This window comes from Paenibacillus ferrarius, from assembly GCF_002027705.1.
GTDB classification, from domain to species: Bacteria; Bacillota; Bacilli; order Paenibacillales; family NBRC-103111; genus Paenibacillus_E; species Paenibacillus_E ferrarius.
In genome coordinates, this window is sequence record NZ_MBTG01000012.1 from 461,260 (window position 1) to 474,724 (window position 13,465).

The 13,465-nt window shown below is 43.7% G+C and carries 13 protein-coding genes; 10 read left to right on the top strand and 3 right to left on the bottom strand.

Annotated elements, in window-relative coordinates; all coding sequences use genetic code 11:
- Positions 1-176 precede the first annotated feature (176 nt).
- The 6 genes from BC351_RS15425 (at position 177) to BC351_RS15445 (ending at position 5,446) form a co-directional block, all read left to right on the top strand.
- On the top strand, positions 177-1,544 hold the full coding sequence (locus BC351_RS15425) for a PepSY-associated TM helix domain-containing protein (protein ID WP_079413488.1): 1,368 nt from the start codon (positions 177-179) through the stop codon (positions 1,542-1,544).
- A 49-nt stretch (positions 1,545-1,593) separates the two neighbouring features.
- Positions 1,594-2,163 (top strand): hypothetical protein, encoded by a 570-nt coding sequence (locus BC351_RS15430; protein WP_079413490.1) that lies wholly within the window; start codon positions 1,594-1,596, stop codon positions 2,161-2,163.
- A 331-nt stretch (positions 2,164-2,494) separates the two neighbouring features.
- Positions 2,495-3,850, top strand: coding sequence for a cytochrome ubiquinol oxidase subunit I (locus BC351_RS15435; RefSeq protein ID WP_079413492.1), 1,356 nt, complete (start codon positions 2,495-2,497; stop codon positions 3,848-3,850).
- Positions 3,847-4,872 carry a cytochrome d ubiquinol oxidase subunit II gene (locus tag BC351_RS15440; RefSeq protein ID WP_079413494.1) on the top strand — a complete coding sequence of 342 codons (1,026 nt, stop codon included), beginning with the start codon at positions 3,847-3,849 and terminating at the stop codon, positions 4,870-4,872. The genes BC351_RS15435 and BC351_RS15440 overlap by 4 nt, the downstream gene beginning before the upstream one ends.
- 43 nt (positions 4,873-4,915) lie before the next feature.
- Entirely contained in the window at positions 4,916-5,026 is a 111-nt protein-coding gene (gene cydS, locus BC351_RS44345; protein ID WP_411830351.1) for a cytochrome bd oxidase small subunit CydS family protein, read from the top strand.
- Between the two features lie 21 nt (positions 5,027-5,047).
- Positions 5,048-5,446, top strand: coding sequence for a cupredoxin domain-containing protein (locus BC351_RS15445; protein WP_079413496.1), 399 nt, complete (start codon positions 5,048-5,050; stop codon positions 5,444-5,446).
- Between the two features lie 74 nt (positions 5,447-5,520).
- Here BC351_RS15445 and BC351_RS15450 read toward each other — a convergent pair whose 3' ends face one another.
- A complete protein-coding gene (locus BC351_RS15450; RefSeq protein WP_079413498.1) occupies positions 5,521-6,237 on the bottom strand; it encodes a response regulator transcription factor in 717 nt (238 codons plus the stop codon).
- A gap of 232 nt (positions 6,238-6,469) precedes the next feature.
- Between BC351_RS15450 and BC351_RS15455 the strand changes: the two genes are divergently transcribed.
- The 3 genes from BC351_RS15455 to BC351_RS15465 all read left to right on the top strand — a co-directional run bounded on the left by BC351_RS15455 (position 6,470) and on the right by BC351_RS15465 (position 10,106).
- On the top strand, positions 6,470-7,225 hold the full coding sequence (locus BC351_RS15455) for a response regulator transcription factor (protein WP_079413500.1): 756 nt from the start codon (positions 6,470-6,472) through the stop codon (positions 7,223-7,225).
- Complete coding sequence (locus tag BC351_RS15460) at positions 7,222-8,976, top strand: sensor histidine kinase (protein ID WP_079413502.1); 1,755 nt, start codon at positions 7,222-7,224, stop codon at positions 8,974-8,976. Before BC351_RS15455 ends, BC351_RS15460 begins: the two co-directional genes overlap by 4 nt.
- A 164-nt stretch (positions 8,977-9,140) precedes the next feature.
- A complete protein-coding gene (locus BC351_RS15465; RefSeq protein ID WP_079413504.1) occupies positions 9,141-10,106 on the top strand; it encodes an alpha/beta fold hydrolase in 966 nt (321 codons plus the stop codon).
- 123 nt (positions 10,107-10,229) lie between these two features.
- Here BC351_RS15465 and BC351_RS15470 read toward each other — a convergent pair whose 3' ends face one another.
- The gene (locus BC351_RS15470; RefSeq protein WP_244209008.1) at positions 10,230-11,531 is read right to left on the bottom strand and encodes a bifunctional DedA family/phosphatase PAP2 family protein; all 1,302 of its coding nucleotides are present in this window, start codon (positions 11,529-11,531) and stop codon (positions 10,230-10,232) included.
- A 90-nt stretch (positions 11,532-11,621) separates the two neighbouring features.
- On the opposite strand from BC351_RS15470, the gene BC351_RS15475 reads away from it, so the two are divergent.
- The gene (locus tag BC351_RS15475; RefSeq protein ID WP_244209009.1) at positions 11,622-12,638 is read left to right on the top strand and encodes an alkaline phosphatase family protein; all 1,017 of its coding nucleotides are present in this window, start codon (positions 11,622-11,624) and stop codon (positions 12,636-12,638) included.
- Between the two features lie 36 nt (positions 12,639-12,674).
- On the opposite strand, the gene BC351_RS15480 is transcribed toward BC351_RS15475, so the two are convergent.
- The gene (locus BC351_RS15480; RefSeq protein ID WP_079413506.1) at positions 12,675-13,346 is read right to left on the bottom strand and encodes a DUF421 domain-containing protein; all 672 of its coding nucleotides are present in this window, start codon (positions 13,344-13,346) and stop codon (positions 12,675-12,677) included.
- Positions 13,347-13,465 lie beyond the last annotated feature (119 nt).

The window sequence follows — 13,465 nt, forward strand, 5'->3', positions numbered from 1 at the left end:
AAAAATCCGCCGCAATGGCGGATTTTTGTTTTTCAGCGAAATAACAGGGTTGCGTCGTATTTTATTCAAATATTAGTTGCATTTATAGCTCTTATGAGTCATTTCAATTAATCGGCATCCAAGTATACTTTAGACAGTTAATCTGTTTTGTAGATGAAAGGGAGCGGGAATGAACAATGAGCATTGGCGTTGAATTGGGGAATGGGGAGCCACAACAGACTAAAGTTCGGAACTTATATGCGGCTGTCTGGCGGTGGCATTTTTATGCGGGGATGATTTTTGCGCCATTCTTAGTCATTTTGGCTGTGACGGGTGGAATCTATGTATTCAAACCACAAATTGAGTCCCTCATGTACAAAGATTATTATTATGTGCAGCAAGGACAGCAGCAATTAACGGTACAAGAGCAAATTCAGAAAATGAATGCAGCCTATCCGGAAGCGAAATTGAATAAAGTAAAACCATCGTTTGCACCTAATCGTTCTTCTGAATTCGAAGTGATGAGTGAGGGGAAGTCTTTACTGGTCTATATCAATCCCTACGATGGCCAAGTGTTGGGGGATATTAATCCGGATACGAAGCTCATGCAGCTCATTCGTGAGTTCCATGGGAAGCTGATGATTGGCAAGACCGGTGATCGCATAATTGAATTATCTGCATGTTGGGCGATGATTCTACTCATCACAGGCCTCTACTTATGGTGGCCTAGAGGCAAGCAATCGATCTATGGCATTATTCTTCCACGCATGAATAAAGGAAAACGGACGTTCTGGCGAGATTTGCATGCCGTGACGGCATTCTGGCTATCTCTTTTCATAGCGGCACTGATTGTAACAGGACTGCCATGGTCTGGTTTTATGGGTACCTATATGAATAAAGCAGCTACATACCCTGAAGGCATGTTCTCTTTTGATCAGCGGAAACCGGAGTCTACAGTACCGACCAAGGATGTGGTCAAGAATGTTCCATGGGCCGCGGAGCAGCTTCCTATTCCGAATTCAACTCCAGGCGCAAATGGTTCTATTTCGATCGAGCAAGTGATAAATATTGGTAAAAGCAAAGGGCTCGCCCCCGGTTATCAAATTGCTCTTCCAGCAGGCGAGAAAGGGGTTTACACACTCTATTCGACGACTGCAGATCCGAAGCAGCAAACGACGCTTCATATTGATCAATATAGCGGCAACGTATTGGCAGATCAGCGATTTCAGGATTTCAGTTTCATGGCCAAAGCCATAACTATAGGAATTGCGCTGCACCAAGGTGAGTACTTTGGAGTCACGAATCAGATTATTTGCTTATTGGTTTGCCTGGGTATTATTCTCGTCGCTGCAAGCGGAGTTGTCATGTGGTGGTTAAGAAAACCAGAGGGGAGAGTAGGGGCACCAGCACTGCCAAGAGACTTCAAAATGGTGAAATGGGTAGCGTTGATGACTATTGGATTAGGAATTGTTTTTCCTTTAGTAGGAATTTCTCTCCTTATTGTTCTGATTTTGGATGGGTTAGTTCTTCGAAGAGTACCAGCTTTAAAGAAGATTCTAGGTTAATCAAGTATACATAATTTATTGAAAATTAAGGGATTGAGGCGATATCTTGATGAAACGTATCCGCTGCAAAGTATTATTTTTATGGACTTTACTCATTTCTGTTATACCAAGCTTAACCGTTTCTGCACATGAACACGGGGGAGATTCATCAGCTGAAGGGCTGATGGGTCCTTCGGAGTTAACGATAAATACAAGTATCGTTTCTCTTATATTTGTGGTGTTGGTAGCTGTTGTTCTCATGTTTCATTTAAGATCGAAAGGCGCGTATTTATCTAAAATGACCGGCATGATGGCAGCTATGACAATTGCTATGGTATCAAGCTTAGTTGTGGGGACCATAGCGGGCATTCTCATGACGACATTGTTTGTTCCAACCGTGATTGGGGTTACTTTTGGTATGTTCGTTGGTTACTTATCGGGAAAATCCTTACATATGTTAGCCTCACTTGACGGCATGTTGGCTGGCTTAATGGGAGGAATGATGGGCGCCATGTTAGGCGTTATGGTGATCTCCGATTATCCGACACTTACTATTATTTTCATGGATATCGTGATGGCGGTATCAATGTTGTTTCTGTATAAGCTGTTGGATCACGAAGAAATAGTCAACGCGGAGTAAGTTAATTCGGGCGAGTCTTGCTGTTAACAGACGAAGTTCATAGTTCTGCTACAGGATATTCAAATCCTCGCCACATTCATTGTGAAAAAAATCACATATCTTCTTGCGTTTCGTTTATAATGCCAATATATCGTTAATTGCCACTAGAAATTACGCTATGAAGGGATGGATGGCTATGAATCCAAATGATGAAAATAAACGAATTGTTAAGCAGGAAAAGCGGCTGATTATTCTATGCATCACCGTAGCGGGCATTATGCTGCTGTCTTTATCCAAGTATCTTTTTAAATAATAATTGTTATTCAGCCAAGCTTTTGGAGGGGGAATCATCATGTTATTAGCTAGCTACGATCCAGTCATGTACAGCCGAATGCTAACAGGGCTAACTCTGGCATTCCACATTATTTTCGCTACCATCGGGGTAGGCGTTCCACTTATGATTGCACTTGCGGAGTGGATCGGCATTAGACGCAATGATGAGCATTATCTGCTTATGGCAAGAAGGTGGGCCCGCGGCTTTGTCATTACCGTAGCCGTCGGTGTTGTAACGGGAACCGCAATTGGGCTGCAGCTCAGCCTGCTATGGCCCAGCTTCATGAAAGTAGCCGGTCAGTCGATCGCTATTCCGCTCTTCTTGGAAACTTTCGCCTTCTTCTTTGAAGCGATTTTCCTCGGTATTTACCTCTATACGTGGGATCGCTTCAAGAATAAAATGACACACTTCTGGATGCTCATTCCAGTTGTCATTGGATCATCCGCATCTGCGTTCTTTATTACTGTTGTCAATGCATTCATGAATGCACCAGCAGGTGTGACCGTGATAGATGGCAAAATTACCGATATTTCTCCCTTCGGCGCCATGCTGAGTCCGGCGATGCCGACCAAGGTTTCACATGTACTCATTACTGCTTACCTGACCTGTGCCTTCATTCTAGCCGCTATTTCAGCGTGGTCCTTGCTCAAGGGCCGCAACCATGTGTATTACAAAAAAGCCCTCAAGCTCACCATGATATCAGCTTGCGTATTCCTTCTTTCAAGCGCGATAATAGGAGACTTGTCGGGTAAATACTTGGCGAACTATCAACCTGAGAAGCTGGCCGCGATGGAATGGCATTTCGAAACGTCGAAACAAGCTCCACTGGTCTTCGGAGGTGTCTTGACTGAGGATAACGAGATCAAATATGGAATTAAAATCCCGTACGCACTCAGTATTCTCGCTCATGGGCAGCCTAATGGCGAAGTCATAGGACTTAATGATATTCCGGCTGACGAAACGCCTCCGCTTTGGATTCATTATTTATTCGATTTGAAAATGAGTTTCGTTGCCATGATGGTAGTGGTCGCATTGGCATTCTTATTGTTATTATGGCGCAAAAGATCACTTGTCTATTCGAATAAATGGCTGCTGCGCGGCATCATTCTTGCCGCTCCGCTCGCGATGCTGACGATTGAGCACGGCTGGATCTTCGCAGAGGTTGGTCGCCAACCTTGGATACTTCACGGCATCATGAGAACCACTGAAGGAGCAACGGTTTCGGATCACGTGGATACGATGCTTATCGTCTTCGCACTTCTCTATATTGTTCTTGGATTGACGGCCATTCGGGTGCTAACACGCATGTTCCGCAATAATCGGGCTGAAGATGAAATCGCGGCAAGAGGGATAGAAGGGGGCGACAAGCAATGAGCTATGAAGTAATTGGAATTACTGTGTTATGGGTGTTCCTGTTCGGCTATTTAATTGTAGCTTCTATTGACTTTGGCGCGGGCTTCTTTAGTTACTACAGCACGATTACCGGTAAACGGCACCTGATCAACAATGTGATCGAGCGTTATCTTTCCCCAGTGTGGGAAGTAACCAATGTGTTTCTTGTCTTTTTCTTCGTTGGGTTTGTTGGGTTTTTCCCTGATACGGCATACTATTACGGAACGGCGCTATTACTCCCTGGCAGCGTAGCGATCATCCTGCTAGCTATTAGGGGATCTTACTATGCCTTTAGCAACTACGGAAGCAAGAAGGACAGCCGCTTTTACTTGTTCTTGTACGGGGCAAGCGGACTTCTTATACCAGCTTCGCTTTCAACCGTTTTAACGATTTCCGAAGGCGGCTACATTGCTGTGGACGATAATAATCAGGTAACCTTCCTGTTCAGCAGGCTGTTCACAAGTACTTACTCTTGGACCGTAGTTCTGCTCGCACTTGTGAGCGTGCTCTATATCTCAGCGATGTTCTTGTGTTACTACGCCAATCGGGCGAATGATCGAGGAGCGTTCGAGGTCGTACGGAAATATGCGATCGCCTGGAGCGGTCCGACCATTCTGAGCAGTTTGCTTGTTTTCTTCGCAATCCGAGGACATAATGCGGGACATTTTCAGCGCATGGGGGACTATGCTTGGATGTTCGTTCTATCTTTTATCTGTTTCCTTGTGGCGATTTATCTGGTATGGGCGCGCAAACGGCTGGGCTTGTCATTCATCTTCGTCTTGCTGCAGTTTGGATTTGCCTTCTTCGGTTATGGGGCAGGACATTTGCCTTACATTTTGTATCCCTACTTAACAATCTATGATAATTTCACCAGCGAACCTATGGCGATTGCGTTAATCTCTGTCTTCGTATTGGGCCTGCTGCTGCTTATTCCATCCTTGTATCTTCTTATGCGCCTATTCTTGTTCGATGCCAATTACGTACAGGGCAAGCGGAACAAATGAGATCACGATAATTTTTCCATGAAGGAAAGAAGGGGGTTCATCTATGCTAGAAAATTTTCTTATCTTCGTCGCACCTTTTCTCGTTGTTATTGGCGCCATTGGATTGTTGTTCTGGTTAGGAGGGCGAAGGAGAAGCAGTAATGAGCCATTATAATTCGAAGGAAAGGTGGTCCTTATGAAGAATATGACAAAGTTCAGGGCTTTTGGGCTTATTGCAGGCATCCTTCTGACAAGCTTCTTCATCTTTGCTTTATTTTATTTCCAGAACACAGAGTCAGCAGCCAATGAACCCGTAATGACAGAAAGTGATGGTTATCAAATTGCGACAATTCAAGTCAAGGACGACGGTTTTTATCCAGCAAATATTGAAGTTAAGGCGGGCGTTCCAACAAAGTTGAATTTCAAAAAGCCAAGTGGCTTTACCTGCATCAAAAGCGTAGCTGCTCGCGAATTAGGGTTAGATCTCTATTTGGAAAAAGGGGATAACTTCACAACCTTGCAAGATTTGAAGCCAGGAACCTATAAGTTTCACTGCGGGATGTATATGTACTACGGCACAATTACAGTGAAATGAGCAGCCATCAAGCCTATCAAAAACGCCATGTCCAACGATGTTGGATCATGGCGTTTTGGTTCTATGGCAGACAATTAGGTTGCTTCTTCCATCCGATACCCGATGCCCCAGATGGTTCGGATCATAGACGCAGCGGCAGGTGAATAGAGGTGCAACTTTTCTCGTAATCGCATGATATGGGTATCTACTGTTCTATGATCGCCGCTTTCTTCGTATTTCCATATCTCTTTAAACAGCCTATCACGCGTACAGATTTTGCCGACATTTATAGAAAAATAACGTAACAGTTCATATTCTTTCGAAGTCAGAGAGAGTTCTTGACCATTCACGAGCACTCGACGCGTATGCTGTTCAATGATTAAATTGGCAATAATAAGCTGATCATTAAAATGAGGCTGTTTATCCCAAAATATATCGGGCGTCGTCCTCTTCAAAATCGCTTTGATTCGAAGTATCAACTCTTTGGGACTAAAGGGCTTGCATATATAATCGTCCACACCTGCTTCAAAGCCAAGAATACGATCTGTCTCATCGCTTTTTGCCGTAACCATAATGATGGGTGTTTGTTTAAAACTGCGCAACGTGTGACAAACTTCTAGTCCGCTAAGACCTGGTATAAGCCAATCCATAATAATGAGATCATAATCGCAATCAAGGGCTTTCATCAGTGCTTGTTCTCCGTTGTCTGCCTCGTCAATTATGGCGTGTACACTTTCCAAATACATACGAATTAATTTGCGTGTCCGCTCTTCGTCATCAACAATCAATACTTTATTCGTCAATGGAGTCATAACTTTCACCTCACAGTGTTTCTATTGTATCGCTCAGAACTACGCAATGGCATGACTCGAAGGAGCCATATCCAAGTTAAATCCTTGAACAAATGATGGAGGCTTTGTGAACTTAGGAAATGGATGGCAGTAGGAAACGAATTAAGCTTCCGTTAAGGTTAGCAGCATTCATAGCCCTCAAAAATCATGTTATGATGATAAAATATCAGTTTAGCGTAAGGAGAATTCCTCAATGAATGATGCAATGATTTTACTGGTTGATGATGAGCAATCCATTTTAGAGCTTTTAGAGACAGTACTTCGCAAGGAAGGCTACACAAATATAGATTCAGCCAAAACGGGTGAAGAGGCGCTTGCGGCATGCGAATCCCAAAAATACGATTTAATTGTATTAGACGTAATGCTGCCAGGGCGCAGCGGTATTGAGGTGTGTCCGTTTATTCGGCAAACGACGGATGCGCCAATTTTGTTTCTAACTGCTCGGTCGTCAGACTTTGACAAGCTGACCGGCTTTGCAATTGGCGGAGACGATTATATAACCAAACCGTTTAATCCACTTGAAGTTGTTGCCCGCATACGTGCGCAGCTGCGGCGATATTACGGTTCGACAAATGCAGCGGCAGTGGGGAAGCATTCCGAAACTGCTCTTCAAAGATCCACGAATGCCTTTGATTACGGACGTTTTAAGCTAGACGAGTTAGCAGGGGAGCTGATCGTAGAGGGACAAGCTGTTTCCTGTCCGGCGCTTGTGTTTCAATTGCTCCTCTTCTTATGCAAAAATCCGAATCGGATATTCAGCAAAAACGAATTGTATGAGAAGGTTTGGGGCGAAGAAGCTTTCAGTGACGATAATACAGTGATGGTACATATTCACCGCATAAGAGAGCGCATCGAAGCAGATCCGTCCAAACCGATATTTATCGTTAACGTCAGAGGCCTTGGCTACAAGCTTGTTAGAAATGAACTGCAGGAACGTTCAGCGCCATGAATATCAAACGCCGGTTAACACTAAAGTTCGTTCTTCAGCTCGCTATCGCAGGGACAGTCGTTCTGCTCATAGCTGGGATTACGCTTTTTTGGATGCTGCAGCGATTTGTTGAAATCAGCATCACGCGTAATTTTGCCAGCGTAGGGTTGGAGCAGCTCGTAGAATCCTCCTGGATTGGAAAGGATGGTATCCAATTTACGCCGAGCTTGCTGGAACAAGTAAAGAAAAATCAAGGCTGGCTGCAAAGCCTTGATGAGAATGGGCATGTAGTAAGCGCCTATAATTCACCCAATGATATACCTAGGCAATACGGGCCAGGCGAGTTGGTCGCTTATTGGACAGGCGTACAACCGTTCCCATACGAACTGGGGGTATGGATTCAACAGAAAAACGGAAGGCTGTATACGCTGGTATATGGGGCTCCTAATCGATTAGATCCTATCTTAAAGCAGGTGAAAGAAGGAGCTTTACCGGTTGCAGACAAACAGTTGGTGCTTCCGGGTGCCTTGGCGGGAGAGATATCAACGGCTCATGCTTTTATTCAATTGATAGATTCAACAGGTCTGGAACTCGTCTCCTATAACAAACCTAATGCAGTGCCATCGCAATATACCGTTCAAGACCTTGCGCTTCGAACATTGTATAGCGAACGCTATGGCTACCGAATGAAAACTTCGTATGATGAGCAGACGGGACGCACGTGGCTAGTTGGGGAACCGAATGACCGGTGGGCTACGAATACGGGCAAAAAACCGTTAATCCCAGAGGAAGCAGAAGTTCTCCTCATTGGTTCAGGTGTCATGTTTGCCGTCTTGTTGGTCTTGTTTATACTGCTCTCACTATGGCAGGCGCATCGCTTTGGGTCGCCAATGCTCCACATGCTGGTATGGCTGGATTCAATCGGAAATGCCGTGTACAAAGAGCCTGTTGATCGCAGAGGACTCCACCCTAGCCGAACGCCAGCAGGCAAATGGCGGCGAAGATACCGGATTTTCGCCGAGGTGATGGTTTCGATCGAAAAGTTGTCCGCTACCTTGCAGAGAGATCAAGCTATGCGGGAGCTGTCAGAGAACTGGCGGGAAGAATGGATTGTGGGCATTACTCATGATTTGAAAACACCGCTGTCCTCGATAACAGGCTATGCCCATTTGCTGGCGGAGCCTGCATATGACTGGTCGCAGGAGGAGGTACGCAAGTTTTCAGCGACCATGCTGGACAAATCGGCCCATATGGATATGCTGATCAACGATCTTGCCATGACATACCGGTTGAAGGCGGGGATTCTTCCTTTGGAGACGATGGAGGTTGAATTGAACGTTTGGCTTGAGCAAACGCTCGTGCAAGCTGCAGCTGATCCTGCTTATGGGAAGCAGCGAATTGTATTTCATGCTGCGCAAACGGATGTCAGGACTCGCTTGTACACCCCTTGGCTGGAACGCGTCGTTAACAATTTAACAGCCAATTCGCTGCTCCATAACCCGTCGGATACGGTTTTGACCGTCTCTCTCTTCGCGAGTGAAGATAACAGCAGCATCACGATTCAATTTGCCGACGATGGCGATGGCATGGATGAAGCGACATTAAGCCGTCTGTTTGAACGTTATTACCGCGGCACAGATACAGCATCCACGTCCAATGGATCTGGTTTGGGCATGGCTATATCCAAAGGGCTGATCGAAGCCATGGGAGGCCGAATTGCTGTTGAGACCAAACTTGGTGAAGGAACCATTATTCGTTTGATATGGAATTGATCAAGTCCGCATACATTGCGGGCTTTTTTAGTTAACGTTGATGCTTCACGTATGAAGACAGCCAATCAAGGGGAATTAAATAATTAAGCTGGAATTAAGGTGCTGTTTTCTCATCAATAAGATTGAGCATATATAATAAATAGCATACAAGGAGAGTGTGAGAGATGAAAAAATGGCTTAATAGACTAGGGAAGACGGTTGTTATCGGGTTGGCAGTTATTCTTGTGCTTCTGGGGTCAGGTGCGATATATGAACAGGTGAGCGTCCGAAAGGATCTCAAATCATATACGCCAAGCGGCAAGCTATACAAAGTGGATGGAAAAAATATGCATTTATATACCGGTGGTCAAGGGGATGTGACGGTCGTATTCGCTTCCGGATGGGGCACAGCCAATCCCTACGTTGATTTTTCCCCGTTGTACGAGAAGCTTGCACCACATGTTAAATTTGCCGTTTACGACCGCTTCGGCTATGGGTACAGCGATACGACGGATAAGAAACGCAACATTGATACAATAACGAATGAAATACACGAGCTGCTGCAAGTATCCGGCCAAAAGCCGCCTTACCTGTTTGTGGGACATTCGCTAGGCTCCCTCGAAACGATCCGTTTTGCACAGAAATACCCGGGCGAGGTAAAGGGCATCGTGATGGTGGATGGCGGAAGTCCGGAATATTACTACAACGATACGGCTCCAGTCCTCGACGGCTTTGGCAAAAAGCTGCTCATAAAAACAGGCGTGATTCGGATGCTTTTTCACTCAGACAGTGTTATTGAAAGCTCACGCTCAATTCGCAACGGCTTGAAGTTCGTGCCGGATGACCTGAAGAAAATTGACCTGACAGCTTCCTTGCTTAAGCTTGAAAATGCAAATATACAGGACGAGCTGCGTCAATTCAAGGTGAATGCCAAGATCGTTGTAGATGACAAAAAGCCTTTCCCATTCCCGCTTACCGTGTTGACATCCGATTATTTAGGGGTTAAGAATGACGAATGGAACAAATACGAAGCGGAATTTACGTCCTGGTCCTTGCAAGCAAAGCAATATGTGGTCAAGGATACCGAGCATTATATTCATCAGTATCGCCCAGATCTCGTTTCAGATGAAATATTGTCTTTGGCTAAGTGAACAAAAAGACTCTTTAGTTGATGTTTATGTGGCCTAAATGCTGGCCAGCGATCGGATTCAAAAACGAATCCAAGGCGACTATTGCAGAGTCGATTAAGGGAAGCCAATAAAGCTGTGAAGCATCTACGATGCTCCAGCTTTATTCTTACGGAGCATTCGAAGGATCTCTAACAAGATCACATTTAAGCTAAACCAGGCGCCTCCAAATGTATATCCTGCGATTACATCACTAGGGTATTGAACATCAAAGAAAATACGGCTGATCCCAACTAGCAAACACAGCATGATGACTAACAATGTTGCAGTGATGTGAACTTTCAAGTTTGCATGATGCCTTACCAGTAAATAGGCTGCAAAACCACAGACTGTTATTGAAATTAATGTCTGCTCACTTGGAAACGTGTAGGGGAATGGATAGATGTTAGATGTAGGTCCACTGCGATGAAACCATGAGCGCAATCCCTCATCCATAGCTTCTCCTCCCACAATAACAATGGTGAATGACATCAATTCAAGCATACGATCTTTACCTTTTAAAACTATCCAAAGCGTGGTAACTATGATTAAAGGGACAAATACGTAATAGGAACCCAATAGGGCGAAACAGTTCATCAAAACGGTCCAATTTGGATCAAACACCTCATGGATGATATAACTTGTGACTTCATCAAATAAAGCAAATTCATTTGCTAAGAAATCTTCGATCAGTCCGATCATCAAGGTTATGAGTGCAGCCAAAGTCACAAATGCAGCAAGCACAATAAACTTCACTTTACCCATGGAGTGAAAGCTACTGATCCCTTTTTCCAGACTGTAAGTAAGCACTTCCTTCATTCGACGTTTATTTTTTAAATATAAATATACCATGATGAAAATGAAAGCCGCGATGATCCCAGCGTAAACTAGATACCGATTAATCGTATGATGATATTGCTCCCATTTCGGACCTAATACTTTCCCCAGTGAAATAAAAACACTCACCCAAATAAAAGCTCCTGTATAAGCAAACCATGCATATTTACGAAAACGAATACGTGTTACGCCAGAGAAGTACCCGGTAAAATGTCGGACACCAGGAATAAAATAGGCTATAATGAGAACTTTATTTCCATACTTTTGAAACCAATATGAGATTTTATCCAGTTTATCGGGACCTAAATGAACATGAGTACCATATTTTTCAAAGAATGGTGTACCTAGTCGAAAACCAATCCAGTACGAAAGGGTCACACCGGTTGATACACCAGCACCTGCTGATAATATACAAAGGAACCAATTTAGCTTTCCTTGAAAAATAAGAAGTCCTGCATAACTCATCATAACTTCCCCAGGAAGCGGTAACGCAAGCATCTCAAGCAATAGGGCAAAGAAGAGAACCCAGTAGCCATTATGTTCTAACCAGCTTGTTAAAAGTAACATTCTCATTGTTTTCTCATCTTCCTCATGTAAAGTCATTGTGAGAATAAAGGATTTGACCAAAACAACAGTTTTATGCAAAGGATAAGGTAATCAAATATGAAATTATCGTTTCTGCTGATAAAAACATGTATGGTAGTGTCGATTTTACTGTTTATCATTACGGCTTGTTCTAAGGTGGATCAAGGTCAAATACAACCTTCAGTACCTACACAAAGTCCAACTTCTACCCAATCACCAAATTCTTCACCTGTACCTACGAATCCGTCAACGAAGCCTGAGATTTCCAAACCATCAATTTCACCGACAGCAAGTCCAATGGTTTCGGCTAAACCGAAGGCTACTAAACCAGCCGTTACGGAAAATGTTATACCCGACCATGTTGTCATTGTTGTAGAAGAAAATCATTCTTATGAGAAATTAATCGGTAATAAAGCAGCGCCCTATATCAATACCTTAGCGGGGCAAGGGGCCTTCTTCACACATTCGTATGCGGTAGCGCATCCCAGTCAACCGAATTATTTCGTCTTATTCTCAGGTTCTAATCAAGGCGTTAAAGATGACTCCTGCGGTCATGTTTTTAAGACAGCTAATTTGGCAAGCGAGTTGGTCAAGGCCGGTTATTCGTTCGCAGGTTACTCAGAGGATTTGCCTAGTACGGGTTCCATGGCTTGTTCAAATCATCAATATGGCCGAAAGCACAGTCCTTGGGTAAGCTTCTCGAATGTTGCCAAAGAGAGTAATGTACCATTTGACCAATTTCCAAAGGATTACAGCAAACTGCCAACGGTGTCTTTTGTCATCCCCAATTTGGATAACGACATGCATGACGGCACCATTTTAGCGGCCGATGATTGGCTGAAAAACCATATAGGTTCTTATGTAGACTGGGCTCAAAGTCATAATAGCTTGCTTATTCTGACCTGGGATGAGGATGATTCTTCCAAAGACAACCATATCCCGACGATCTTTGTTGGGCCAATGATCAAGCCGGCTAACTATGACCAGCATATTACACATTTGAATGTCCTACGAACGTTAGAAGAGTTGTACCAACTTCCTTACTTAGGCGGTACAGCTGAGGTTTCTACGATCCAAGGGATTTGGAAACAGTAAATGAAATTCCATTGGAGAAGCAAATAGGAGGAAAGCTCACTTCATTACGAAATGAATTTGTCCATCCTTATTAATTTGAGCCAAGAAAACATGCTCCAAACATATATTTTTCACCTTCAACACATTCTCCAACCACTCCTTATTTTTACCAATTTCAGAAAGTTGTTTATCCATCATTTTCCCGTCTACAATGCATAAAACAGGTATGTTTTTGGATGGAGACTTGATATTCAAATCCTGGCAAGTAGGAGATTTCTCTGAAGGCTTTTTACTGATTGAAATGGATCCATCCGTCTCAAAATAGGCCATTTCCACGTCTTGCAAGGAGAAAATGCCCTGTTTCCGAAGAAGCATGGCCAAATCGGTTGCCGCTAAGCGTGCTTTCTTTAAGGTTTTAACCTTAAGTTCACCATGATCGATAATTAACGTCGGCTCGCCTTCCAGCAAAGCTCTTCCTTTTAGGCTTTTTAACGAGATGTAATCAGCTGCTAACGCCAATATTGAAAAAGATGAAAGTGCGACTACTCCGGTCCACAAGGATACCGTATGGTTGAATATGATATTTCCGCCTAAAGCTCCGAAAGTTACTCCTGTAACAAAGTCAAAAAATGTCATGAGAGAAAGTAGTTTCTTCCCAATAATTCTTGACCAAATTAATAATGCCGAGAAAGCAATAACTACCCTGAGTAAAGTATCGAGAATTTGCATTAGTTCGCTCCTTGCATCCTGAAAATTGATGAATTTAATATAGTGGCTAAAGTTTTTATTTGTTAATCTTTCCCTTCGGAAAGGGTTATTAGCCGTGTTTTCTCAGATTATTTCATAAT

Excerpts from the sequence above, each read along its gene's own strand:
- BC351_RS15425 (WP_079413488.1), top strand. The coding sequence starts at position 177 with ATGAGCATTGGCGTTGAATTGGGGAATGGGGAGCCACAACAGACTAAA.
- BC351_RS15430 (WP_079413490.1), top strand. The coding sequence starts at position 1,594 with ATGAAACGTATCCGCTGCAAAGTATTATTTTTATGGACTTTACTCATT.
- BC351_RS15435 (WP_079413492.1), top strand. The coding sequence starts at position 2,495 with ATGTTATTAGCTAGCTACGATCCAGTCATGTACAGCCGAATGCTAACA.
- BC351_RS15440 (WP_079413494.1), top strand. The coding sequence starts at position 3,847 with ATGAGCTATGAAGTAATTGGAATTACTGTGTTATGGGTGTTCCTGTTC.
- cydS (WP_411830351.1), top strand. The coding sequence starts at position 4,916 with ATGCTAGAAAATTTTCTTATCTTCGTCGCACCTTTTCTCGTTGTTATT.
- BC351_RS15445 (WP_079413496.1), top strand. The coding sequence starts at position 5,048 with ATGAAGAATATGACAAAGTTCAGGGCTTTTGGGCTTATTGCAGGCATC.
- BC351_RS15450 (WP_079413498.1), bottom strand. The coding sequence starts at position 6,237 with ATGACTCCATTGACGAATAAAGTATTGATTGTTGATGACGAAGAGCGG.
- BC351_RS15455 (WP_079413500.1), top strand. The coding sequence starts at position 6,470 with ATGAATGATGCAATGATTTTACTGGTTGATGATGAGCAATCCATTTTA.
- BC351_RS15460 (WP_079413502.1), top strand. The coding sequence starts at position 7,222 with ATGAATATCAAACGCCGGTTAACACTAAAGTTCGTTCTTCAGCTCGCT.
- BC351_RS15465 (WP_079413504.1), top strand. The coding sequence starts at position 9,141 with ATGAAAAAATGGCTTAATAGACTAGGGAAGACGGTTGTTATCGGGTTG.
- BC351_RS15470 (WP_244209008.1), bottom strand. The coding sequence starts at position 11,531 with ATGAGAATGTTACTTTTAACAAGCTGGTTAGAACATAATGGCTACTGG.
- BC351_RS15475 (WP_244209009.1), top strand. The coding sequence starts at position 11,622 with ATGAAATTATCGTTTCTGCTGATAAAAACATGTATGGTAGTGTCGATT.
- BC351_RS15480 (WP_079413506.1), bottom strand. The coding sequence starts at position 13,346 with ATGCAAATTCTCGATACTTTACTCAGGGTAGTTATTGCTTTCTCGGCA.